General features: G+C 70.3%; 22 protein-coding genes and 1 tRNA gene. 7 read left to right on the top strand and 16 right to left on the bottom strand.

Annotated features, from left to right (window positions below; all coding sequences use genetic code 11):
• Positions 1-47: 47 nt before the first annotated feature.
• The 3 genes from HUW46_RS40905 to HUW46_RS40895 all read right to left on the bottom strand — a co-directional run bounded on the left by HUW46_RS40905 (position 48) and on the right by HUW46_RS40895 (position 2,133).
• A tRNA-Cys gene (locus tag HUW46_RS40905) sits at positions 48-118 on the bottom strand.
• A 267-nt stretch (positions 119-385) separates the two neighbouring features.
• Entirely contained in the window at positions 386-1,204 is an 819-nt protein-coding gene (locus HUW46_RS40900) for an LLM class flavin-dependent oxidoreductase (protein WP_215544021.1), read from the bottom strand.
• Positions 1,201-2,133: a hypothetical protein gene (locus HUW46_RS40895; protein ID WP_215544020.1), complete on the bottom strand. Its 933-nt coding sequence runs from the start codon at positions 2,131-2,133 to the stop codon at positions 1,201-1,203. Before HUW46_RS40895 ends, HUW46_RS40900 begins: the two co-directional genes overlap by 4 nt.
• Before the next feature lie 84 nt (positions 2,134-2,217).
• On the opposite strand from HUW46_RS40895, the gene HUW46_RS40890 reads away from it, so the two are divergent.
• Both HUW46_RS40890 and HUW46_RS40885 read left to right on the top strand, forming a co-directional pair.
• Positions 2,218-3,090 (top strand): LysR family transcriptional regulator, encoded by an 873-nt coding sequence (locus HUW46_RS40890; protein WP_215544019.1) that lies wholly within the window; start codon positions 2,218-2,220, stop codon positions 3,088-3,090.
• Positions 3,087-3,986, top strand: coding sequence for a serine hydrolase (locus HUW46_RS40885; protein WP_215544018.1), 900 nt, complete (start codon positions 3,087-3,089; stop codon positions 3,984-3,986). The genes HUW46_RS40890 and HUW46_RS40885 overlap by 4 nt, the downstream gene beginning before the upstream one ends.
• A 92-nt stretch (positions 3,987-4,078) precedes the next feature.
• On the opposite strand, the gene HUW46_RS40880 is transcribed toward HUW46_RS40885, so the two are convergent.
• The 7 genes from HUW46_RS40880 to HUW46_RS40850 form a co-directional block, all read right to left on the bottom strand.
• Positions 4,079-4,651 carry a signal peptidase II gene (locus HUW46_RS40880; protein WP_215544017.1) on the bottom strand — a complete coding sequence of 191 codons (573 nt, stop codon included), beginning with the start codon at positions 4,649-4,651 and terminating at the stop codon, positions 4,079-4,081.
• Positions 4,652-4,681: 30 nt separating this feature from the next.
• Complete coding sequence (locus HUW46_RS40875; RefSeq protein ID WP_215544016.1) at positions 4,682-5,359, bottom strand: GOLPH3/VPS74 family protein; 678 nt, start codon at positions 5,357-5,359, stop codon at positions 4,682-4,684.
• 52 nt (positions 5,360-5,411) lie between these two features.
• A complete protein-coding gene (locus HUW46_RS40870) occupies positions 5,412-6,320 on the bottom strand; it encodes a glycine betaine ABC transporter substrate-binding protein (protein ID WP_215544015.1) in 909 nt (302 codons plus the stop codon).
• 23 nt (positions 6,321-6,343) lie between these two features.
• On the bottom strand, positions 6,344-7,234 hold the full coding sequence (locus HUW46_RS40865) for an ABC transporter permease (RefSeq protein WP_215544014.1): 891 nt from the start codon (positions 7,232-7,234) through the stop codon (positions 6,344-6,346).
• Positions 7,227-8,411 (bottom strand): quaternary amine ABC transporter ATP-binding protein, encoded by a 1,185-nt coding sequence (locus HUW46_RS40860; RefSeq protein ID WP_305859217.1) that lies wholly within the window; start codon positions 8,409-8,411, stop codon positions 7,227-7,229. The genes HUW46_RS40865 and HUW46_RS40860 overlap by 8 nt, the downstream gene beginning before the upstream one ends.
• A gap of 180 nt (positions 8,412-8,591) precedes the next feature.
• A complete protein-coding gene (locus HUW46_RS40855) occupies positions 8,592-10,847 on the bottom strand; it encodes a bifunctional lysylphosphatidylglycerol flippase/synthetase MprF (RefSeq protein WP_215544012.1) in 2,256 nt (751 codons plus the stop codon).
• Positions 10,848-10,980: 133 nt separating this feature from the next.
• Positions 10,981-11,529 (bottom strand): hypothetical protein, encoded by a 549-nt coding sequence (locus tag HUW46_RS40850; RefSeq protein WP_215544011.1) that lies wholly within the window; start codon positions 11,527-11,529, stop codon positions 10,981-10,983.
• Between the two features lie 139 nt (positions 11,530-11,668).
• On the opposite strand from HUW46_RS40850, the gene HUW46_RS40845 reads away from it, so the two are divergent.
• Positions 11,669-12,523 (top strand): LLM class F420-dependent oxidoreductase, encoded by an 855-nt coding sequence (locus tag HUW46_RS40845; RefSeq protein ID WP_215544010.1) that lies wholly within the window; start codon positions 11,669-11,671, stop codon positions 12,521-12,523.
• A 315-nt stretch (positions 12,524-12,838) separates the two neighbouring features.
• Here the strand turns inward: HUW46_RS40845 and HUW46_RS40840 are convergent, their stop codons facing one another.
• The 3 genes from HUW46_RS40840 to HUW46_RS40830 are packed head-to-tail and all read right to left on the bottom strand — an operon-like array spanning position 12,839 to position 14,474.
• Entirely contained in the window at positions 12,839-13,516 is a 678-nt protein-coding gene (locus HUW46_RS40840; RefSeq protein ID WP_215544009.1) for a hypothetical protein, read from the bottom strand.
• Positions 13,513-14,031 carry a hypothetical protein gene (locus tag HUW46_RS40835; protein WP_215544008.1) on the bottom strand — a complete coding sequence of 173 codons (519 nt, stop codon included), beginning with the start codon at positions 14,029-14,031 and terminating at the stop codon, positions 13,513-13,515. Before HUW46_RS40835 ends, HUW46_RS40840 begins: the two co-directional genes overlap by 4 nt.
• Before the next feature lie 53 nt (positions 14,032-14,084).
• Positions 14,085-14,474 carry a nitroreductase family deazaflavin-dependent oxidoreductase gene (locus tag HUW46_RS40830; RefSeq protein WP_215544007.1) on the bottom strand — a complete coding sequence of 130 codons (390 nt, stop codon included), beginning with the start codon at positions 14,472-14,474 and terminating at the stop codon, positions 14,085-14,087.
• 146 nt (positions 14,475-14,620) lie between these two features.
• Between HUW46_RS40830 and HUW46_RS40825 the strand changes: the two genes are divergently transcribed.
• On the top strand, positions 14,621-16,882 hold the full coding sequence (locus HUW46_RS40825; RefSeq protein WP_215544006.1) for a family 43 glycosylhydrolase: 2,262 nt from the start codon (positions 14,621-14,623) through the stop codon (positions 16,880-16,882).
• On the opposite strand, the gene HUW46_RS40820 is transcribed toward HUW46_RS40825, so the two are convergent.
• A complete protein-coding gene (locus tag HUW46_RS40820; protein WP_215544005.1) occupies positions 16,873-17,769 on the bottom strand; it encodes an AraC family transcriptional regulator in 897 nt (298 codons plus the stop codon). The genes HUW46_RS40825 and HUW46_RS40820 overlap by 10 nt on opposite strands.
• 90 nt (positions 17,770-17,859) lie before the next feature.
• Here HUW46_RS40820 and HUW46_RS40815 point away from each other — a divergent pair, with 90 nt between their 5' ends.
• Positions 17,860-18,789, top strand: a complete 930-nt coding sequence (locus HUW46_RS40815) for an MBL fold metallo-hydrolase (protein WP_215544004.1) — start codon at positions 17,860-17,862, stop codon at positions 18,787-18,789.
• Positions 18,790-18,791: 2 nt separating this feature from the next.
• Here HUW46_RS40815 and HUW46_RS40810 read toward each other — a convergent pair whose 3' ends face one another.
• On the bottom strand, positions 18,792-19,499 hold the full coding sequence (locus HUW46_RS40810) for a response regulator (protein ID WP_215544003.1): 708 nt from the start codon (positions 19,497-19,499) through the stop codon (positions 18,792-18,794).
• Positions 19,496-20,611 carry a sensor histidine kinase gene (locus HUW46_RS40805; RefSeq protein ID WP_215544002.1) on the bottom strand — a complete coding sequence of 372 codons (1,116 nt, stop codon included), beginning with the start codon at positions 20,609-20,611 and terminating at the stop codon, positions 19,496-19,498. The genes HUW46_RS40810 and HUW46_RS40805 overlap by 4 nt, the downstream gene beginning before the upstream one ends.
• A 168-nt stretch (positions 20,612-20,779) precedes the next feature.
• Here HUW46_RS40805 and HUW46_RS40800 point away from each other — a divergent pair, with 168 nt between their 5' ends.
• Positions 20,780-22,264: a phytoene desaturase family protein gene (locus HUW46_RS40800; RefSeq protein WP_215544001.1), complete on the top strand. Its 1,485-nt coding sequence runs from the start codon at positions 20,780-20,782 to the stop codon at positions 22,262-22,264.
• 14 nt (positions 22,265-22,278) lie between these two features.
• Positions 22,279-23,412, top strand: a complete 1,134-nt coding sequence (locus tag HUW46_RS40795; protein WP_215544000.1) for an FAD-binding oxidoreductase — start codon at positions 22,279-22,281, stop codon at positions 23,410-23,412.
• Positions 23,413-23,426 lie beyond the last annotated feature (14 nt).

Raw genomic sequence — 23,426 nt, 5'->3', positions numbered from 1 at the left:
GGATGGGCACGCTCCACTGTGGAGCGTGCCCATCCGGCGCGCGGCCGAGGCCAAGACCGGAATCGAACCGGCGTATACCGCTTTGCAGGCGGGTCCCTAGCCACTCGGGCACTTGGCCGTGAATTGCTGAAATGCGCGAAATGGAGAACGGCGGCACCCAAAAAGAAAACCGCCCTGCCGGAAATTACTCCGTCGGACGGCCCTGGTGTGACACGCGTCAGTGCGCGGTCACGGCGAGCCACCGTGGCGACAACGACAACAGGAAGCGTTGTGTATGCCGCTCCTGATGGTCATCGCCTACGCCTTTCTTTCCGGTGAACTCCACTCAGCTTGCCCCGGAATTCGGTGTGCGTCAACCGCGTTCAGCATTCGGGACCGCTTCCGCTCAGGTTCCGCGCAGTTCGGCGACCACCGGCGCGAACGCGTTCAGGAATTCGCCGTTGACGGAGAAGTAGGACACCCCGAGCTCCGCTCGCCAGCGCCGGATCCGCTGCGCCGCTTCCGACGGCGTGCCCCGCAGCACGGTCACCGCGCCCGAGGCCGCGAGTTCGTCGACGCTCACCCCGGTGTACCGCTCCACCTGCGGTGCGGGCGCGTCGCCCACCGCGATCAGGTTCATCGCCAGCTCCACCTCGCCCGCACGGTCGCCAACCGCCGCCCTGAACCTGTCCACAACGGACAGTGCTTCCGAGTTTGTGGTCTTCGGGCCCCAGGAGAGCGTGACCACGTCCGCCTCCCGCGCGGCCAGCTCGATCATCTTCGGGCCCGACGCGGCGAGCAGCAGCGGTGGCCGGTCGGTGTCCTGTTTGATCACCCCGATCAGTTCGGCCAGTCCTGCCAACCGGTTTCCCGCGCTCGCGAAGTCCCTGCCGAGCGATGCCGCGTGCCCGGCGGCGTTCGGCCTGCCGGTGCCGAGGCCGAGTTCGAACCTGCCGCCGGAGAGCCGGTGCAGCGTCCGCGCCTGCCAGGCGAGCTGACGGTGGTCGCGGAACGGCTCGGCGAGCACGAACGTGCCGAACCGGAGCCGCTCGGTCGTCGCGGCGACGGCGGCGAGCACGGTCAACGGATCGTGGCCGGAGACCGGGTCGGGGGTGACCAGCGTGTCGAACCCGAGTTCCTCCGCCTGCCCGGCGAGCCCGGTCAGCGCGGCGAGATCGGGCACGTGGCCCGCGACGACACCGAAGCGGAAGGGGCGGTCGGTCATGGCTGGACTCCTAGCTTCGTGGCGGGTTCGGGTCGGGTGGTGCCGCGCCGGAACACCCCGGCGACGGCCAGCGCGCCGGTCGCCACGAGCACGGCGAGCGCGATGGCGGAGGGCAGGGTTTCGAACCAGGGTGCCGCGAACGGCGAGACGTCGGTCAGCGATTCGACACCGACCACGGCCGTCAGCACGGCGTCCGCGACGACGGCGGTCCACACGAGACGGACGCGCCTCACGTCGTCCCAGTCGGTGAACCGCAGCAGCCAGGCCAATCCCGGCAGGACGAGGATCGCGTGCATCGCGACCGCGTGCACGGGTTTCAGCGCGCCCGCCGTGGTGTAGGCGAGCTGCGGGTCTCCCCCGCGCGCCTCCACCACACCGGTGGCGATCATGGCGGCACCGGCCCCCAGCGCGACGAGCAGCACCCCGAACCCGAACCGGAGCGCGACGCGCATGCTCGGCGCCGCGGTACCGGCCCGCAGCGCGGCACCGGTGAAGCTCACCGCGGTGACGATGATGACCCCGCCACCGCCGGCCAGCGTCAGGGAAACCGCGCTGTCGAACGAAGTTTCGAAGTTGAAGTGCGACGGCACGCCCCGCCACGCCTGCATGCTGACCAGCGCGGTCTCCACCACGCAGGCCAGCGCGAACACGCCGAGCAGCACCGTCCGCACCCTGGCGCCGACCTTGACGAACGACGTCGCCCAGGCCACCGACACCAGCGTCAGGCCGAAGGACAGCCCGAAGGTGGCCGCCTTGCGCAGGGAGAGCGGCCCTTCCCAGGAACCACCGGTCACCACCAGCACGACGACGTGCGCGATGCCGCTCAGCAGCAACGTCGCGCCCACCGCGTAGGCGAGGCGTTCGATCGGCCTGCCCTCGGTCCAGGTGCGGCGCAGCGCGTCGCCGACCGGCCGGAGTTTGTTCGTCATGGTCCGGAATTCTCGGCCGCTACGACGTGCCGGACAACGTGCTGGAGGCGGCTTCTCGGGATACGTAACTCGACGTACGGTTCAATGACCACTGTGGACCTGCTTCGACATCTCCGGCTGTTCGTGACCGTCGCCGAGGAAGCGCATTTCGGGCGTGCGGCCGACCGGCTCGGCATGACGCAGCCACCCGTGTCGCAGGGCGTCCAGCGGCTCGAACAGCGGCTCGGCGTGGTGCTGCTCAGCCGGGGCGCCGGCGGCGTGCACCTCACCCCGGCGGGCACCGATCTGCTGCCGAGGGCCCGTGCGCTGCTGGAAGACGCGCAGCGGTTCTCCGACGACGCCGAACGCCACCGCGAAAACCGCGGCGCGCTGCGGATCGGCGTGGTGCCGCAGCTGTGCGACCGGCAGGTCGCCGCGATCGTGTCGGCCGCCCGCGGCACCGGTTCGCGGGTCGTCATCGCGAGCACGGCGCCCACCAGCGAACTCGTCGACGCGGTCACCGCCGGTCAGCTCGACTGCGCGCTCGTGCACCACCCCGCGCTGATCACCGCGCTCGACTGCGGCGACGTGCTGAAGGTGCCCCGGTGGTTCCTGGTGCCGCACGACCATCCCACCGCGACCGCGGCGGCCCCCGCCGTGCGCTCCCTGCGCGGTCTCCCGATCGCGACCGTTCCCCGGTCGCACGGCACCGCCGCGTTCGACCTCTTCGTCGACACCGTGCACGCCAAGGGGCTCGACCCCGAGTTCCTGCCGGCCGCCACCGATCGCGAGACGGTGGCCGCCGTCGCCGCGGGACGGGCCGTCGGGCTCACCACCGATCCCCGGCTCGACGCGCCCGGCGTCGCGGTCGTCACGGTGCCCGGTGACGATTTCGCGTTGCGGCTACGGCTCGTGTGGCGAGCGCCTGGCCCGCCGTCCGACGTCCGCGACGCGATCGAATCGGCGTTGCCGTCATGACCGCGGTGGAGGACCGCGTCCGCCGCGTCCTGTCCGACGCGGGCGCGCACGGCTGGGTGCACGCGAAGTCGATCACGCCGACCGGATCGCGCGAGGTCTGCCTCGGCGCCGACGAACTCGTGGTCACCGCGTCGGTCTACAAGCTCCCCCTGTTCGTCGCGCTGTGCCGCCAGTTCGACTCCGGGCTCGTCGATCCACAAGGGACGGTCAAGATCGTGCCGTCCGCGTGCACACCGGGACCGACCGGGCTTTCGGTGTTCCGCGATCCCGTCACGCTCTCGTGGCGCGACCTGGCCACCTCGATGATGACGGTGTCCGACAACGCCGCCGCCGATGTGGTGCTCGGCGAAGTCGGCCTCGAAGCCGTCGGCCGGACACTCGCCGAGCTCGGGCTGAGGAGCACCAGGATCGTCGGCGGCACCAACGACTCCTACCACGACCTGGTCCGCGACACCGGTGCCTCGGACGCGGCCGAGGCCTTCGCGGTGCTCGCGGACAACGACGCGGCGAAAACCGTCAGCGCCTACGACCCGTCGTACGCCAGCGCCACCACGCCGCGCGACATGACCCGGCTCATGGAGCTGATCTGGACCGACGCGGCCGCGTCACCGGAGCAGTGCGCGTTCATCCGGCATGTGCTCAACCACCAGGCCTGGTTCCACCGCATCCGCGCCGGGTTCCCGTACGGCGACGTCGTCGTCGGGGGGAAGACCGGCACGATCGGCGCGGTGCGCAACGAAACCGCGGTCGTGCAGTTCGACGGCGAAGCACCGGTCGCCGTCGCCGTGTTCACCTTCGCCGCGCGCGCCGACCCCGCGGTCCCGAAGGTCGACGCCGCGATCGCGGAATGCGCGCGCATCGCCGTCACCGATCTCCGCACCGGCCGTACGGAATAACGGAAGCGCGCCCTGGCGATGCCCCGAAAGTGACCTTCGGGGCATCTACTTCCCCGAAAGCCACTTTCACGGCATGGAAACGCACCGCCGCATCACTTCGCTGGACTGTCCTTTTCGGACGATCCGTCCTCGCCGTCGCGCGCCGCGGCGGTGCGGCGGCGGCCGTCCAGTTCGGTGCCGCGCATCGTCAGCACCACGATCAGCACGGCACCGGCGGTCAGCGCGATATCGGCGACGTTCCCGACGAACCAGCCGTTGTAGTCGATGAAGTCCACCACGTGCCCCTGCGCGAACCCCGGCGCGCGGAACAGGCGGTCGAGCAGGTGCGTGGCCGCGCCGCCGAGCAGGAGGCCGAGCGCGACCGCCCACCCCGGGGAAACCACCTTCGCGGCGAACCAGGCGACGGCCACCACCGCCACCGCGGCCAGCACGGTGAAGATCCAGGTCGACCCGGCGCCGATGGAGAACGCGGCGCCCGAGTTGTAGAGCAGGCGGAACCGCAGGAAATCGCCGAGTACGGGGACCGGGGCGCGGTCCGCGAGCGCGGACTCGGCCCACAGCTTCGTTAGCTGGTCGATCCCGAGTACCAGCACGCCGACGGCGACGGCGACACCCCACCGCCGTGGCGCGGTCGTGATGGGCGGTGACGATTCCGGCTCAGCCATGCGGCCACACTATCCGGCACCGCGAAGCACTCAGCTGCTGCCCGCCGCGGTGGCCGTGGTCGCGGCCATGACCGCGACGATCGCCGCGCTCTGCACGGCTTCCACCGCGCGCCGTACCGCGGCCGCGGCCCAGTCGCCCTTCGCGATTTCCTTGGCGACCCGCTTGGCGGCACGCGCGTCGGGCACGGCGAGCACCCTGGTCACCGCGTTCATCGCGGACAGCAGGGAGATCAGCGGGCCGGTGCGCTCGTCGGGGCGGCGCTCCTCGGTCAGCACGGCGACCAGATCGGCGCGCAGCGCGTCCTCGTGCGCGCTGTCCGCGGCGGGCAGCCGTTCGACCGGGAACAGGCCGAGCACGCGCTTTTCCTGCCTGCGCAGTATTCCGTCCCGCACCAGCTCTTCGGCCAGCTCCTCGCGGAGCCCCCGCGAAATCGGGCCGAGCACCTGATCCGGTTTGCGGCCCTCGTTCGCCCGCACGATCTCGGCCGCGGAGCGCAGCACCGGGTGCGCGGGCACCTTGCCGTCGAGGACCTTGATCCGGCCGGGCTTCACGGTGTCCTGTTCGCCGCCGACGTCGATGGCCCCGTTGAGCGCGAGTTCGATCAGCACCGCGCCGGCGAGCGCCTTGTCGGGTGCGGACATCGACGGACTCAGCTTGCCGGACTCGTCGTCGAGCAGCAGGAGCAGCAGATCGTGGGCGAGCAACATGCGGTTCACCCTACCGCCGACGAAAGCCGCCGGTAGGGTGAACCGCCGCCACTCACAGCCCGGTGAAGGTCTTGTCGACCCATTCCTTGTTCTGGTCGGCCCACTGCTTGGCCGCGTTCGCTTCCTGGCCCTTTGGCGCCTTCTGGACGGCGTCCTCGAGCGCGGCGAGCTGCTGGTCGGTCATCTTGAGGTTCTTCGCGATGTTCGCCAGCGCGGGGAAGTCGGCGCCGAAGCCCTTGCGCCCCACCGCGTGGATCTGCTCGCCCTTGCCCATCGCGCCCTGCGGGTCCTGCAGGTCCTTGAGCTGGTACCGGGAGTACGCCCAGTGCGGGTGCCACAGGGTGACCACGATCGGCTTCTGGTCCTTGATCGCGCCTTCGAGCCCGGCGAGCATCGCGGTCGTCGAGGAGTTCAGCAGCGACATCGTGCCGTTGAGGCCGTACTTCGGGATCACGTTGTTCTGCACGATGCCGGTCTCACCCGCGCTCGCTTCGATGCCGGTGATCTTGCCGCCGAAGTCGGCAGCCTTCGCCTTGAGGTCGGCGATGCTGTTGACGTCCTTGACGTAGGTCGGCACCGCGAGGTTCAGCGTCGCGTTGTCGTACCACACGCCGAGGTCTTCGAGCTGGGAGCCGAACTCCTTCCAGTACTTCTCGTGCGTGGCGGGCAGCCAGGCGTCGAGGAACAGGTCGGCGTCACCCTTGGCCAGTCCGGCGTAGATCGGGCCCGCGTCGAGCAACTGGAGGTCCACCTTGTAGCCCTTGGACTCCAGCACCGTCTTGTACAGATTGGACAGTGCGACGTCCTCGTCCCAGTTGATGTAGGCGATCTTGACGGCCTTCTTGCCCTGCCCGGTGTTGTTGTCGGCCGCACGGCCGCCGCACGCCGCGGTGAGCGCGGCGAGGGAGACCAGCGCAGCACCGACGGCCACGGCCTTGCGGAAGCGGTTCACTTTAGACACACCTGTCCTTTCTTGCTGAGGTCTCAAGACTTCTTCGCCAGCCGCTTCGCGCGTCCGACGGCCGAGCGGGCGCCGAACGCCGCGGTAAGCCGGTCGAGGTAGATCGCGAGCACGACGACCGCCACGCCCGCGTCGAACCCGGCGCCGACCTGAACGCTCGTCACCGCCGCGTAGACCTCCGACCCGAGTCCGGGCGCGCCGACCATGCCGGAGATGACCACCATGGACAGCGAAAGCATGATGATCTGGTTGATCCCGGCCATGATCGACGGCATCGCGAGCGGGATCTGGATCTGCGTGAGGATCTTTCCCCGCGTGGAGCCGAACGCCTCGCCCGCTTCCACCATCTCCTTGTCCACCTGCCGGATGCCCAGCTCGGTCAGCCGGACGCCGGGCGGGAGCGAGAACACCACGGTCGCCACGATCCCCGGCACCGGGCCGATGGTGAAGAAGAAGATCACCGGGATCAGGTAGACGAACGCGGGCAGCGTCTGCATGAAGTCCATGACCGGCTTGATGATCTTGCTCGCGGTCTCGTTGCGCGCCGCCAGGATGCCCACCGGTACCGCGATGACCACCGCCACGATCCCGGCGATGATGACCTGCGCCAGCGTCTGCATCGCCGAGTCGAACTTGCCGAGGCTGTCGACGAGCCCGAACCCGATCACCGCGCCGATGGCGAACTTCCAGCCGCGAAGCCACCAGCCGAGCAACGCGAACAGGATCAGCATGACGTAGCTCGGCGGCCACTGCAGAACGCCGGTGATGCCGTCGAGCGAGCCCTGCACCGCGGTCTCGATCGCGTCGAACACCGGCCCGATGTTCCCGTCGAGCCAGTGCACCAGATCGTTGAACCATTCGCCGAGCGGGATGTTCGGCACGTGCCAGCCGTCCGCCAGAATCGCCTCACGCATCGGCGGCCACCTCCCCGGCGCTGTGCGCGCCGCCTTCTTCGATCACGCGTTCCGCCGCCTTCACCGTCTGCCCGAGTGAGGCGAGCAAGGTCGCCCTCGGGATCACGCCGAGCAGCTTGCCGTCGTCGTCGACCACCGCGAGCGGGAGCCGGCTTTCCGCGGCGGGGGCGAAGAGTTCGTAGACCGGCGTGTCGGGACGAACCGATTCGATGTCGTTCCCGATCAGCTCGCGCACGGTGTCCTCACCGCGCGCCGCCGCTTGCGCGACCGCTTCGTCGGTCACCACACCGGCGAGACGGCCGTCGCGCTCGACCACGAACAGCGCGGAGTACTGGTGCTCGCGCATCGTGTGCAGCGCCGCCCGCGGCCCGGAGCCGGAACCGATCGTGGTGACCGGATTGGACATCACCGATTCGGCGGTGAGCACGCGCGTGCGGTCGACGTCCTGCACGAACTGGGCGACGTAGTCGTTCGCCGGGTCGTTGAGGATGTCCTCGGCGGTGCCGATCTGCACGATCCGGCCTTCCCGCATCATCGCGACCCGGTCGCCGAGGCGCATCGCCTCGTTGAGGTCGTGCGTGATGAAGATGATGGTCTTGCCCAGCTTCGCCTGCAGCGACAGCAGCTGGTCCTGCATCTCCTTGCGGATCAACGGGTCCAGCGCGCTGAACGCCTCGTCCATCAGGAGCACGTCGGTGTCCGCGGCCAGTGCCCTCGCCAGCCCGACGCGCTGGCGCATCCCGCCGGAGAGCTGGTCCGGCAGGTGGTCTTCCCAGCCGTTCAGCCCGACGAGATCGAGCGAGGTGCGCGCCTTCGCTTCGCGTTCCTGCCGGTCCATGCCGCGCACCTGCAGGCCGTACGCGGCGTTCTCCAGCACCGTCCGATGCGGGAAGAGGGCGAAGTGCTGGAAGACCATGCTCATGGTCCGCTGCCGCATTTCCCTGATTTCGCGGCCCGACATCGCGGTGATGTCGGCACCGTCCACATAGACCCGTCCCGAGGTAGCGGGCAGCAATCCGTTGAGCATCCTGATCAGCGTCGACTTGCCGGAGCCGGAAAGCCCCATCACGACGAAGATCTCACCCTGCTCGACCTCGAACGACGCGTCGATCACCGCGGGCGTCACCCCCGGTACGCCCAGTTCCGACCGGGTGGCACCACCTTCCAGCTTGCGCACCGCGTCCTCCGCGCGGCGCCCGAACACTTTGTACAACTTCTCCGCACGAACAGTTGGCAATGGTCTCCTCGTGTCCACCCGGGCTTGTTCCCGCAGCGGACCTTACTCGGCGTGACCGATTGCGCCACCCGGCTGGGTTAATTTGCAACAAAATCGAGCCGAAGAGACTACATTTTGTGGCTACGCAACCGCGCTGCGCGAGTGCTTCCGCTCGTCGAATTCGACGTGACGACTGCGCTTTTCGCTGGTCGCGACCAGTTTGGCGGCCGGAAGAGGCGGTTCTGACGCCGAATCGGCCGAAGCATCCTGGGTGAGGTCCAAACCACGTGGCCGCGGCACGGCCACCGGCGCCGGTGTGCGCGGAGGGTGCCGGTGCGATTTCATGCAGCGGATCAAGTCGAGCAACCCGGTGTCCGGCAGGTACGCCTTGCCCAGCGCGATACCGATCCTCGGCAGGTCCGCCTCGTCGCGGAACGCCAGGTACAGCGGCTCGTAGCGCGGCATGAACTTCGCCTTGAAGGCGTGCAGGGAACGGAAACCGTAGTACGGCTCCAGCATCGCGCCGAGCGAGTCCATCACCTGCTCGACCGCGGGCGTCCGCTCCTCGCGGTGCGATTTCGCCAGCGGTGCGCCGGAAAGCGAGACGAACCGCGCGCCTTCCGTTTGGAACGCAAGGCAACTGGAGGCGATGAGGAACTCCATCACCGGCCGGAAGCCGTCACCGCGCCGGCGCATCACGTCGAGCGTCCAGCCCTCGATCTTCCCGTCGCCGGTGTGCACCGGCATCCACGAGGTGACGCCGTGCACCTCGCCGTCTTCGTCGATCGCGAGGCCGACGCGCGTGCGCGGATCGAGCGCTTCCTCGACCCCGCCGAGGGTGAAGCCCATTTCCGGCATGCCCTTGTCGCTGACCCATTCGTCGGAGATCCGGCGCACCTGCGCGATCAGGCTCCTCGGCTGCTCGGCCAGGGTGACGAGCCGGAACTCGATGTTTTCCTTGCGCGCCCGGTTGATCGAGGACCGCACGTCCTGCCACGCCTTGCCGCGGAACTTGAGCGTCTCGAGGTCGAGCAGCGTGTCCTCGGCGACCTGCGCGATCTGCCAGCCGAGCTGGCGCGCGATCACCGCGGTCTCGGCGGAAACCGAGAACAGGCAGGGCACCATGCCGGTGTCGTCGCACATTTCCACGAATTCGTGCACCGCGCGGGCCGCGTCGCCGTGCGGGGCCACCGGATCGCCGACGCCGATCGCCACCCTCGCGTGCTTGCGGTAGGCCACATAGGAGCGTCCGTCCGCGGTGCCGAAGTGCGAGTTCTCCGGCCAGGTCGTCATCCACGACAGGGAACCGCCGCCGTGCTCGCCGAGCAGGCGCGTCGCCACGACGGGGTCCGTCGTACCGTGCTGCTTGCCGGGCCGCAGCGGGTGCCGCCGCGAATGGACGCGGAACGCGCGCCGCGCCGCGAGCAGCACGATCAGCTCGACCGTCCACAAGAGACTGTCCGCGACGAACAGCGGGACGCCGACCGTCCAGTCCGGATCCCCGCCGAGCGCGTCGAGCACGATCAGCAGGGCGACCGCGACACCGGTCAGCACCGACGTCGCGGTGACCGCGATCGCCCAGCGCCAGGCCACCCTGCTCCCCCGGCGCATCCAGTTGACGATCAGCGCGACGCCGAGTACGAGCACGGCGACCTCGACGAAGGACATCGACACCTCGTCGGACGGGCCGAACGGACCGGTCCGCGGGATCAGCCACATCACCGCCTGCGCGATGGTCACCAGCACCAGCCCGGCGATCGCGAGCAGGCGCCATTCCCGCTTGTTCGGAGCGCCGGTGCGGTGCGCCCGGTACTTCCCGACCAGCACACCCGACAGCGGCAGCGCCAGCGCGACGGCGATGAAGTGCACGAGATCGGCGAGCGTGCCGATGTAGATGATCGACACCGCGACGTAGACGCACAGCGCCGCCCTGATCCGCAGCCGCCACGGCGACCGGACGGCGGCGGAGACCACCGCGACCGCGGCGAGCGCGCCGCCGGAGAACCCGGCGTCGACGCTCACGCCCGCGGTGTCCGCCCAGTCCCACCCGAAGCCCTGGAAGACCGAGAGGAACAGGGCCGCGCCCAGCACGCTGACGAGCTGGCCCGCGATGGTGACCGCCATCGTCCGCCTGGTGCCCAGCCGCCACTCGGTGAAGCCCACGAGCAGCGCGAACCCGCCCGCCATGGGCAGGTAGAAGACCGGGATGATGGCGAACATCGGCCCGGTGAACAACGTCCACCAGCGGCCCTCTTCCAGCGGCGGGAGGCCGTAGCCGAAGTGCGGGAACCACGACGCGTCCTGCGCGTTGCTCCAGAGCGCGCCGCTGACCACCGCCACGACGAGCATCGCGAACGTGACGGCGGCGGTGAACGGTAACCGGCGGACCAGCAGCATGGTGCCGATACTTCCGCCATGCGAACTCAGTGCGCGTCCGTCACAGGTCTGACCCGGTATGAAACCTGAGAGGGACTCTCAGCAACGGCGGCCCGCGCCTTTGGTCTAGCTCCCAGGTCCGCGGCCCCTCGATTCAGCGGGCGCGCTCGGTGTGGAAGGCCAGGCCGCCGACCGTGCCGCCGTGGCCGTCCGGCTTACCGGTCGTGCAGGCGATCAACCCCGCCGCCTGCGGGCCGGAGCCGCCGTCGGTGCCGCACGACCAGCCGCCCGAAAGCTTCTTGTTGCGCTGGCTCCCGCCCTCGCCCTGGTCGACCGGGGCTTTCTGGTACTCGTCGAGCACGTTGAACGCTTCAGTGCAGCCCGTGGTGCCCTCCGGGGTGCTGTCGGCGACCAGGACGTAACCGGCGCCGACGGACCCGCACTTCACGTCGCTTCCAGCGGGTTCCTTCGCGGTGGGTTTCTTGGTGGGCGGGTCGACCTGGTGACCACGACCGTCCCCGGTACCGCGCTGCTTGTCGGCGCTCGGCGCCGTGCTGCTTGGCGCGCTCGCGGCCGCGGCCGAGGTGGGGGCGGCCGTGGTGCTCGGCGCGGCCGCGCTCCCGCTCTGGCCGCAGGCTCCGAGGAGCAGGGCCGCGCCCATAGCGGCGACGGGGGCGGCGAGGGTCAGCAGGCGCTTGTTCACAGCGGTGTTCTCCCTTGGCTATCGGTGATCATTTACCCGTCCAGACGCGCGGTTCGGGTAAAGGTTGCGACGACGCGCGCTCGACATGTAGAACGTGTTCTAATACTGTCGGGCGGGTCGGCGACACGAGGGAGTTCGGGTGCGATACGGCGTCGTGTTGTTCACCAGTGATCGGGGCATCTCGCCGTCGGCGGTCGCGCGAGCCGCGGAGGAAGCGGGCTTCCATTCGGTCGCGGTGCCCGAGCACACGCACATCCCGGTGCGGCGCGAGGCGGCGCATCCCGGCACCGGGACCAGCGATCTCCCCGACGACCGCTACCTGCGCACGATGGACCCGTGGGTCGCGCTGGCGACGGCCGCCGCGGTGACCGAGCGGATCGCGCTGTGCACCGCGGTCGCCCTGCCCACCGAACACGATCCCATCGCGCTGGCGAAGACCGTCGCGACCCTCGACCACCTTTCCGGCGGCCGCGTCACGCTCGGCGCCGGTTTCGGCTGGAACACCGACGAACTGGCCGATCACGGCGTCCCAGGCGGACGGCGCCGGACCGTGCTGCGCGAGTACCTCGACGCCATGCGTGCACTGTGGACACAGGAGGAGGCGAGCTACGACGGCGAGTTCGTGCGCTTTGGGCCCAGTTGGGCGTGGCCGAAACCGGTGCGCGCCGGGCGGATCCCGGTGCTGCTCGGCGCGGGCGGCACGGACCGCAACCTCACCTGGATCGCGCGGCACGCCGACGGCTGGCTCACCACGCCGACCGATCGCGACATCGGCGAGCGAACCCGCCGACTGGGCCAGCTCTGGCAGGAAACCGGCCGGGAGGGGAAGCCCGAAGTGGTGGCGCTGGCGGGTAAACCGAACCCGGACGAGCTGGCCACGTGGGCGGAATGCGGGGTGACCGAAGTCCTTTTCGGACTGCCGGACGCACCGGCCGAAGTCGTGACCGGCTACCTCACGCGACTGTCCGAACGCCTCGGGTTGACCGGCGGCTAGGCGTTCGCGCGCGTCCCATCGGAAGTTGCGGAGGTTCTGCGCCTCGAAATCGCCGTGGCCCAGCACGGACGGCAGATCCGCCGCCAGTAGCCGTTCGCGGGCGCGGCGCGCGGTCTCGACGACGTGCGCGGGCACAGTGCTCTGGTCGCGGACGTCGAGGAAGTCGATCGACGGCCACAGCGCGTGATCCGCGTGATCCCAGCGCGCCCAGCGCGGGTTCGGCAGCGGTGGCGCGACGGTTAGTTCGGCCAGATCGGCCATCCCCATGCCGACGACCGCGCCAGGTCGGCCGCGCGGGTGCACCTCGCTTCCCGGTCACGCCTCCTGTCCGCCGCGAAGATGCGGCGCCTGCGCTTCGAGCAGTTCGAGCTGCGCCCTGATCGCTTCGAAGTCCGACGCCGCCGAGATGTCGAGCGCGATGCCACCGGCACGGTCGAGCGTGGCCGCGAAAGCCGAGGCGGCTTCTTCGAGCCGGGCCGAAATCCGTTGCGCCGTCTCACTTTCCTCGTGGCCGTCACCGCCGGGAGCGAGCGCTTCGCCGTACCGGGCGAGGCGCAACGCCTCGTCCAGTTCGGTGTCCATCTTGGCACCGAGATCGGCCAGCCAGTCCCGGGCGGGTCCGGGTGCGAGCGCGGCCACCAGCGCGTGGAACCGGCGCACCGACTCGGCGCACCGCGCGTGGTGAGCGGCCCACAAACCGCCTTCCCGCAATGGAATCGGCCGCTCGGGCGCCGGTATCGCGAGCGGCGCGACGGGCGGGGCCGGGAGCGCGGGCGCCATCGCGGCCCGCACGGCGAACTGGACGATCCCCCCGCCGACCACGCCGACACCGCCGCCGAGGACGATGCCGACCAACGCCACGATCCCGGCGTCGGCCGAACCGAAATAGCCACCGAGACCGAGCACCGACAGCAAGAACACGATTCCCACCAGCCCGCCGACGGCCCAGCCGGACAGGGCGAGCATCGTGCTGATCCGGTGCCGCGCGCTCACAGTTCCACCTGCCTAGCGCGTTCGACGGATTGACGGAACAGCCATTCGGCGTGTTTGAGGCGCGCGCTGATCTCCTGCGACTCCGGCCTCGTCGGGTAACGCGTCGCGCGCGAGTCCGCGGCGTAACCAGCGGCGGCGAGCGCGTGCAGTTCCGCGAGATCCGCCGAAAGCGCGGTGGCCTGCTCTTCCGCCCGGTCGCGCCCCTGACCGGGCGGCATCGCGGCCACTTCGGCGTCGAACTGCGCCTTCACCCTCGCGCTGGCGTCGTACCGCTCGCGCCACAGCCCGGCACCGAGACTCCCGGCCTCGCCCGACGCGGTCGCCGCCCAGCCCAGTGCCGCGCGCTTGACCAGGTAACCGACGCACAGTCCGGGAATCAGCGCCATCACGGCGACGACGACCGCTTCGCCTGCCGCAGCCGATCCCACGCTGAGCACGAAGACCAACGCCATGACCGCGGCGGCGCCCAGCAGTACGCCATGCCTGATCAGGATCCGGCCGACCGGGCCCGTCATGCGAAACCTCCCCGAGTGTGCGCACGCCTGGTCCCGGCGAGCATACGGGAGGCTCAAGCCGCGGGCGGGTGCTCCGCGAGCCACAGGAAGTCCCGCACCGCGATCACGCCCAGAAACTGCCGGACCCCTGGCGGCATGGCACCACGCGACTCGTCGTGCACGACCTCCGGCGAGTAGAGCCGTACCGCGCGCCCTCGCGTGTGGAGCACGCACCCGCCGTCCGCGAGCACGTTCTTCACCCAGTCGGCATCGGGGCCGTAGGTCAGCGCGACGACGTACGCGCCGTCGCGGCGGAAGACGTTCACCGGCGTGCGGTACTCCTTGCCCGAACGCCTGCCCCGGTGCGCCACGATCCCGAAACCCGGCAGGCTGCCCGCGACGCGCTTGCCGACCCGGTTCGTCACGACCCGGTTGAACCGGGCTACCCGCTTCGAAAGAACCATGCCACCGAGGATCCCCGTCCGCGGCGCGATCGGCGACTCGGGATCCGCCGGCCAGGTTGCTGCGGTTGGCGGTCCACGAAGATCGGGCGCGCTGGCACGCTGAGTGCACGCGCGACGACGCGCCGTCGACACCGGGGGTTCGTGCCATGACCGTCCTTCCTCGAAGACTCCTGGCCGCCGCGCTGGTCACCGCCGCGCTCCAAGTCGGCGGTGGCCCGCCCGCGGCGGCGGCCGAAACCGGTGGCACGTATGCGAATCCGGTCGTCGCCCCGGTCGCGGACACCTTCGCCGACCCGGCGGTCATCCGCGGCAAGGACGGCTACTGGTACGCCTTCGGCACGAGCGATCCCCTGCGGTCGGGCGAGCACCGGCGGCATCTCTTCCCGATCCTGAAATCCCCCGATCTCGTCCACTGGTCCTACGCCGGTGGCACCTTCACCGCGGCGACCAGACCGGCATGGGCGGCCGCGGGAGCCGGGCTGTGGGCACCCGACATCCGGTACGCCGACGGACGGTACCTCCTGTACTTCACGGTGACGGACACCGTGCTGAACCCCGGCGGCGACTCCGCCATCGGGGTGGCGACCGCGCCGACGCCGCTCGGCCCGTGGACGGACAGCGGCGCCCCCGTCGTACCGCCACGTCCGAACGGGACCGGTGGCTACCTGTGGACGTTCGACCCGGCGATGGCCACCGGTGACGACGGCACCCGCTGGCTCTACTACGGCTCGTACGAAGGTGGCCTCTCCGTCGTCCCGCTCTCCCCCGACGGCCTGCGCACGGCGGGATCCGCCACGAAGGTCACCATCGAAGGCAGGTACGAAGGCGCGTACGTGGTGCACCGCGACGGCTGGTACTACCTCTTCGGGTCCGCGTCGAACTGCTGCGCGGGCCCGACCACCGGGTACAGCGTGTTCGCCGGCCGCTCGCGCGCGCCGACCGGCCCCTTCACCGATCGCGACGGCGTGCCGCTGCTCGCGTCCAGGGCGGGCGGAACCCCGGTGCTCCAGCCGAACGGCAACACCTGGGTCGGCACCGGGCACAACGCGGTCGTCACCGACGACGCGGGCCAGGACTGGATCGTCTACCACGCCATCGACCGCGCCAAGCCGTATCTCGACGAGCCGTACGGCGTCAACCGCAGGCCCATGCTCGTCGACCGGCTCGACTGGGTGGACGGCTGGCCGACGGCGCGGGCGGGCGCGGGCGCCTCGACGGGGCCGCAGCGCGCGCCGGTGACCGGCGGTGTACTGGCCGACCGGTTCGACTCGGACACCGGGAACTGGCGGCCCGCCACGGGCTGGTCCGTCGCGCCGGGAGCCGATCCCGATTCCGGCGGGCTGCTCCGGCACGACGGCGCGGCGGGCAGCACGGACCGGATCGACGCGGTGCGACCGCTTCCCGGTGCCGTCCGCGTCGGCGTGGACGTCAGGCTCACCGGGGAATCGGCCGGGATCGCGCTGGCGCGCGGGCTCACCGCGACGATCGACCGCACCGCGGGCGGACTCGTGGTGGACGTGTTCACCGGAACGCGGCACGACGTCCGGTTTTCCCCGCTGCCGAAGGGATTCCGGTACGACAGGTGGCACGTGCTCAGCGCCGAGGTCTCGGGCGACCGGACGCTCGTTTCGGTCGGCGAGGGGGCGCTGGGAGACCCGATCGTCGCGCAGGAGCGCCGTGCGCCCGCGATACCGCCGGGCCGGTTCGCCCTGACGGCACGGGGCGACGCCGAGTTCGACAACGTCACCGCGGCACGTGCGGCGCGTCCGGTGCGCGAAACCGAGGCACCGCCCCGCGTCGGCCGGTTCGACGCCCGGCACTCCGACGAGTTCGACGCGCCGCTCGGCGGGGCGTGGCGCTGGGTCAGGCCGGATCCGGTCGCGATGGCCGCCGACGGCGCGCTGCGGTGGCCGACGCAGGCCGCGGACCTGGTCGGCACCCGCAACGACGCGAGCGTGCTGCTGCGGGACGCGCCGCGCGGCGACTACGTGGTGGAAACGAGGCTGCGCCTCGATCTCGGCACCGACACCGCACGCGACTTCGAGCAGGCCGGGCTCATCGCCTACCGGAACGACGACGATTTCGCGCGGCTGTGCGAGGTCACCATCGGGCCGACCCGCCAGATCGAGTTCGGCAGGGAAATCCCTTACGCGGCCAAGCTTTCCTACGGCGGTATGGCCCTGACCGCGCCGGGTGAGGTGACCTGGCTCCGGCTGGCGCACACCGTCGACCGCGCCACCGGCGAGCACCACTTCCGCGCCGCGTCGAGTACCGACGGCAGCACTTGGCGGTGGGGCGGCACCTGGACGTTCGGCGCGGGCGACGACCCCGGTATCGGGCTCGTGTCGCACGGCGGCGCCACCCCGCCGGCCACCGCGCTGTTCGACTACTTCCGCGTCTACCGCTGAGCGTTTCCCGCCTGCCGGTACCGGCCCGGCGCGACCCCGAACGCGCGTTTGAACGCGTGCGCGAAGGCGAAGGAGGACTCGTAGCCGACGCGCGTGGAGATCCCGGTGAGCGGCAGGTCGGATTCGCGCAGGAGCCGTGCCGCCTGGTTCATCCGCCACCACGTCAGATAAGCCATCGGCGGGCGGCCGACGAGCGTGGTGAAGCGCCGTGCGAGCGTCGCGCGCGAGGTTCCCGCGAGCCCTGCCAACGCTTCGACGCTCCACGGCTTTCCCGGGTCTTCGTGCAGGGCGTGCAACGCGGTGGCCACCACCGGGTCGGTCAGCGCCGCCGTCCAGCCACGCGCGGGCTGCTCGTCGAACCACGCGCGGAGCAGGTACACCAGCAGCACGTCGAGCAGCGCGGTGACGACCGCGCCCGCACCGGACCGCTCCCGCCGCACCTCCGCGCCGAGCAGCCCGATCGCGGAGCCGAGTTCGGGATGCCGCCCGGCACCCGCCGCCACGGCGATCAGGTCCGGCAGCTCGGCCAGCAGCGGGTGCGCCCTGCCCCGGTCGAGCCGGTACTTGCCGCACAGGAGTTCCGTCGCGCCGTCGGCGGGCTCGGCGGGCCGCCACTGCTCGAACGGCACCGCTTGTCCCGGCGCGTCGGCCGCGGTGTCGGTCAGCACGTGCCCGCCGCCTCGGGGAAACAGCACGACATCACCGGCCCCGAGGGTCACCGGTTCGCCGCGTTCGGGGAACACCCGGCAGCCGCCGCGGAGCACGACGTGGAACCCGGCGCCGTCGTAGGGCGCGAACGCCAGGCTCCACGGCGAGCCGATCGCCGCCCGCGTCGAAGAGGGCTGCCCGGTGCGCATCACGGCGATCGCGTCACTGACCACGTCCACCCCCGAGACCGTAGCCGATGAGACGTACGCGCATCATCGCGCCGCTTTCGAACATGGATCCGCTCATCGGCGCGTCATACGGTCCTTTTCATGGACAGCATCGTGTTGGGTGACGTCGAAGTCGTGCGGATCGTCGAATGGCACGGCCGGATCCTCACCCCGGCCACCCTCGTCCCGGACAGCCCCGAAGAACTGTGGCGCGCCAACGAATCCTGGCTCGCCCCGGAGTTCTGGGACCCGGCCGAAGACGCCTGCGTCGGCGCCGTGCAGACCTGGGTCCTGCGCAGCGAGGGGCGGACCGTCCTGGTGGACACCGGTGTCGGCAACGACCGCGATCGGCCGCAGATCCCGGTGTTCGACCACCTGCGCACGGATTTCCTCGACCGGCTCGCCCTCGCCGGAGTCGCCCCGGAGGACGTCGATGTCGTGGTCAACACCCACGTGCACTACGACCACGTCGGCTGGAACACCTTCGCCAACGACGGCGGCTGGGCGCCGACGTTCCCCAACGCGACCTACCTGATTCCCCGCGCGGACAACGAGTTCTTCGATCCCCGCAACGCGCACCGGCGGCCGCCACCGCGCGACGAGCAGGAGCGGCTCCGGCGGGTAGGCGGTGAAATCGTCTTCGAGGACAGCATCGCGCCGATCCACCGCGAGGGCAGGGCCGTGCTGTGGGAAGGGTCATACCGGATCGACCGCAACCTGAGCCTCGAAGCGGCACCGGGGCACACGCCCGGCTCGTCCGTGCTGCGACTCTCCTCCGGCACCGACCGCGCGGTGTTCGTCGGCGATCTGCTGCACAGCCCGGTGCAGATCCTCCACCCGGAGCACAACAGCTGCTTCTGCGAAGACCCCGTAGAAGCAGCCGAGACCCGGCACCGGGTGCTCGCGCGCGCCGCCGATCTCCGCGAACTGGTGGTACCGGCCCACTTCGGCGGGCACGGCGCGGCCGAAGTCCGCCGCGACGGCAGCCGCTTCCGGATCGGCGAGTGGGCCGCGTTCTCCCCCGCGGCCTGATCTCACGAACGCGGGGAAACCGCGCTGTGCCGCGGAATGACACCACCGGCACCGTTCGCCGGGACGACAAGACCGCTTTCGTACGCGGCGACCACGGCTTGCGCGCGGCTGTTCAGCCCGAGCTTCGACAACGTGTGCTTGATGTGCGTCTTGACCGTGGCTTCGCTCAACAGCAGGCGTTCCGCTATCTCGCCGTTGGTGTACCCGGCCGCGACGAGCCGGAGCACTTCGGTTTCCCGGGGTGTCAGGTCGTGCAACTGGATCCGCGCGCACGCGTTCGCCACGTGGCTCTGCGCGTACGCCTCGACGAGCCGCCGGGTCACGCTCGGGGAAATCAGCGTGTCACCGGCGACGACCGAGAACACCGCGGCGATGATCCCCTCCGGCGGCGTGTCCTTCAGCAGAAACCCCGACGCACCGTCCCCCAGCGCGGTGTACACGTATTCGGGCAGGTCGAACGCCGTCAGCATGACGACGCGCGTACCGGGGCTGTCCGCGAGGATCTTCCGGGTGGCGCCGATGCCGTCGAGCTTGGGCATCTTCATGTCCATCAGCACCACGTCCGGGCCGAGTTCCGCGACCATCGCGACGGCGCGCACGCCGTCGACGGCCTCGCCGACCACCTCGACGCCCGGCGCGGTTCGCAGGATCGCGACGAGGCCGGAGCGGATCAGCACCTGGTCGTCGGCCACCAGTACGCGGACGGTCATAGCCCGTCCTCGCTGATCGGCATGCACAGGACGACCTGGAAACCACCGGATTCCAACGGTCCCGCGGTGAGCACGCCGTCGTAGAGCGCGGCGCGTTCCCGCATTCCGCGGATACCGTGCGATCCCGCCGCGGCGCGCGCGTGCGCCCTGCCGTCGTTGGTGACGATGACGAAAAGCGTGTGCGCGCCGTACTTCAGCTCCACCGTGGCGGTCGCGCGTTCCGCGTGCTTCAGGACGTTGGTCAGGGACTCCTGCACGATCCGGTAAGCGCACAGGTCCTGCCCCGCCGGGAGTTCGCGCGGGGTGCCCTCGGTGCGCAGGTCCACCGGAAGACCGGCACGCCGGGTGTGCTCGACCAACTCGGGCACCGCGGCGAGGCCCACTTCGCGGCGGTCGTCGGAATCGCCTCCCGACGGATCGTCGACCCGCAGGATGTCCAGCAGGCGCCGGAGTTCCGACAACGCGGCCCTGCTGGAGTCGGCGATGGTGGAGATCGCCGTGCGCGTCGACGGCACGTCCGTGTCGATGACCCGCCCGGCGAGCCCGGCCTGCAGCGCGACGACGGACATGTGGTGCGCGATGAGGTCGTGGATCTCCCTGGCGATCCGGACCCGTTCCCTCGCAACGGCTCGCACGGCTTCCTCGGCGAGGTACTCGGTGTACTCCCCCTGCCGTTTCACGCTCACCCCGAGCATCAACGCGATGAGGAGCGTGAGGCACGCGAGTGCGGCTTGCGCCCACGACGTCCTCTCCGACGCGGCGAGCCCCGATGCCAGCACGATGGCGACACCGACGAAGTACAGCAGCCCCGTCGTCCTGATCGGCCGCAGGCTCGCCACGGTGAACATCCCCAGCACCGCGCCGAGCCAGTTGTCCGCCTGGGCCAGATTGCCCACCAGCAGGTACGTTCCCGCCGCGCATCCCGTGACGAGAAAAGTCGCGACCGGCGCGAACTGCCGTACCGCGACGGGCGCGGCGACCAGCACGAGAAGCAGGAAGTCGAGCGGTCCCGGCGCGGTTTCGGCGAGGCTGACCTGGGTCGCGAAGGTGAGCGCCAGCAGGATCAGCGCGAGCAGGACGTCCGCCCGCACCGTTCGCACGCTCGCACCCATGAGCGGACCGTATCGGCGCCCGCGCTGGCATCCGGCCACATCCGGCCGCTACCACCAGAGGGGTAGCCGAACTTACCCTCCCGGGGCGAAGACGCGCCCCGATCCGTTCCCTACGCTTTTCGCCATCAGGAAATTCGCAATTCCTGAATCGAACGGAGCGAGTGGGGCATGACTGATTTCGACGCGGTGGTCATCGGTGCCGGAAACGCGGGGCTCACCGCCGCGGCAACCTTGCAACGCGGCGGGCTGCGCACCCTACTGGTCGAACGGCACAGCGTGCCGGGAGGCTGTGGCACGTCGTTCCGGCGCGGCCGGTTCGAATTCGAGGTCGCGCTCCACCAGCTTTCCGGTGTGGGCGTGGAAGGACAGGAAAGGCGCACGCTGCGCGGGTTGTTCGGCAAGCTGGGCGTGCTCGGCAAAGTGGACTTCGTCCAGGAGGACGACCTCTACCGCGCGGTGGTCCCCGGCTGCTACGACGTGACCATCCCCGCGGACTGGGACCGGGCGGCCGAAGCGCTCGAAACCGCGTTTCCCGGAAACCGCGAAAATCTGCGGCGGTTCTTCCGGCTGGTCCGCGAGGTCACGTTCTGGCGGGCCGCGGCACTGCGCGGGATACCGGCGGGCAAAATCGACCAGGTCTTCTTCCGGAACGCCCTGCGCACGCTCCAAGACGTTCTCGACGAACACTTCGACGATCCCCGCATCAAGCACGCGCTTTCCGCGTACTGGCCCTATCTCGGGCAACCACCGTCGAAGCTCAGCTTCCAGGACATGGCGGCCACCTTGTTCGGATATCTCGAATTCAAACCGTGGCACGTGAAGGGCGGATCGCAGGCCATGTCCTCGGCGATCTTCGAATCCTTCGCCGAGGCGGGCGGCACGGCCCTGTTCACCACCTCGGTCGACCGGATCCTCACCGGCGGAGGCGCGGTGACCGGGGTCCGGCTCTCGGACGGCCAGGAGTTCTCCACGCGCGAGGTCGTTTCGAACGCCGCGCTGCCGGTCACCTACGACCTGCTCGACGGGAAAACACCCGCCGCCGTCCGAGCCGATCTCGCGACGCGGCGAGTCGGGGTGTCCGGTTTCGTGCTGCACATGGGATTGGCCGCCGCGCCCGCGGAACTGGGGTTCACCACCAGCACCAGCTTCATCAGCGCCGATCTGGACAACGACCGCGCGTACGCGTCCATGCGCACGCTCGAACCCGCGCGCTCGATCTGCGTCAGCTCGTACGACGTCACGCCGATCGGGTTCGCCCCGCCGGGGTCGACGCACGCGAGCCTGATGACCCTGCAGTACGCCAGCCCGTGGCAGACGGTTCCGCCGTCGGAGTACGCCACGACGAAGTTCGCCTACGCGGAGACCTTGCTGGACCGGGTCGAGGCGCTCCTCCCCGACGTCCGCGCCGCGATCGAAGAGGTCGACGTCGCCACCCCGGTGACGCTCGAACGCTATCTCGGCCATCCGGGCGGGGCGATCTACGGCTACGCGCAGGACCGCACCGAGGGCTGGCTGTTCCGCGACGACGAGAACGACCCACCCGTCCCCGGCCTGCACGTCGCGGGTGCGTGGTCCGGCCTCGGCGGATTCCAGCCGACGCTCGAAGCCGGTGCCAGGGTGGCCACCCGCATGCTCCGCGAAAACGCCGCATGAGTGAGGAACCGAAGATGAAGAACTCCCTATGCACGATGGTCGACCACGCGGACCGGATCCGCGCCGAGATCGACGAGCGCGCCTCGGGCGGGGCGCCCCGGTCGTTCCCGCGCACAGTGGCCGCGATCAATCCGGACGGTTTCCGGGTCACCGTGACCGATGTCGTGGCCGAAACCGCGTCCGCGAAGACGTTCCGGTTCGAGCGCGCCGGGCAGGTGCGGCTGCTGCCGCCCTTCCTCGCCGGGCAGTACGTTTCGCTGCACATCGGCGGGACCACCCGGCCGTTCGCGATCTCGTCCAGCCCCGCCCAGCGCGCCTGGTACGACATCACCGTCCGCCGGGTACCCGGCGGACGGATCAGCAACCACCTCATCGACCGCGTCGGGGCCGGCGACACCCTGACCATGACCGGACCCAGCGGAACGTTCCACCACAACCCGCTGTTCCACGGCTCCGAGGTCGTCTTCCTGGCGGGCGGGTCCGGTGTCGCGCCCGCGATGAGCATGCTCAGGGAGATCGTGGACCAGCGGATCGATCGCCGGTTCCACCTCGTCTACGGCTGCCGGTCGGATTCCGACGTGATCTTCCGCGAGGAGCTCGACGAACTCGCGGAAAGGTCACCGAACATCGAAGTCGACTACGTCATCACGGATCCCGGCCCGGACTGGCGCGGTCCGACAGGCCTCCTCTCCGCAGAGGTGGTGGAGTCGCTCACCGGACCGTTGCGCGGGCGGATGGTCTACGTCTGCGGCCCGCAGGCGCTCTATTCGTACGCGCTCGACCAGCTGACCGGCGCGGGGCATCCGCGGAACCGGATCCGCTTCGAGGCGAACGGCGCACCGGCCGACGTGACCGCCCAGTCCCGGTGGCCCGCGGGCGTCGACCCGTCGGGCGAGGTCACCGTCAGCGTCGGAGCGCACGAGTTCCGCACCCCGCGCAACCGGCCGCTGCTCGACGCGCTCGAGGCCGAAGGCATCCGGCCGAACGCGTCCTGCCGTTCGGGCGAATGCGGTCAGTGCCGCATCCGCGTACTCGGCGGCGAGATCTACAACGCCGACGAGGCGAGGCTGCGGATGTCCGACGAGTGGTTCGGCTACACGCACTCGTGCGTCGGCTATCCCCTGACCGACACGAGACTGCAGCTGTGACTTGACCTTGTCGC

This window comes from Amycolatopsis sp. CA-230715, from assembly GCF_018736145.1.
Lineage (GTDB): Bacteria > Actinomycetota > Actinomycetes > Mycobacteriales > Pseudonocardiaceae > Amycolatopsis.
The sequence above is the reverse complement of the archived record's forward strand: the minus strand, read 5'-3'. Positions and strand labels throughout refer to the sequence as shown.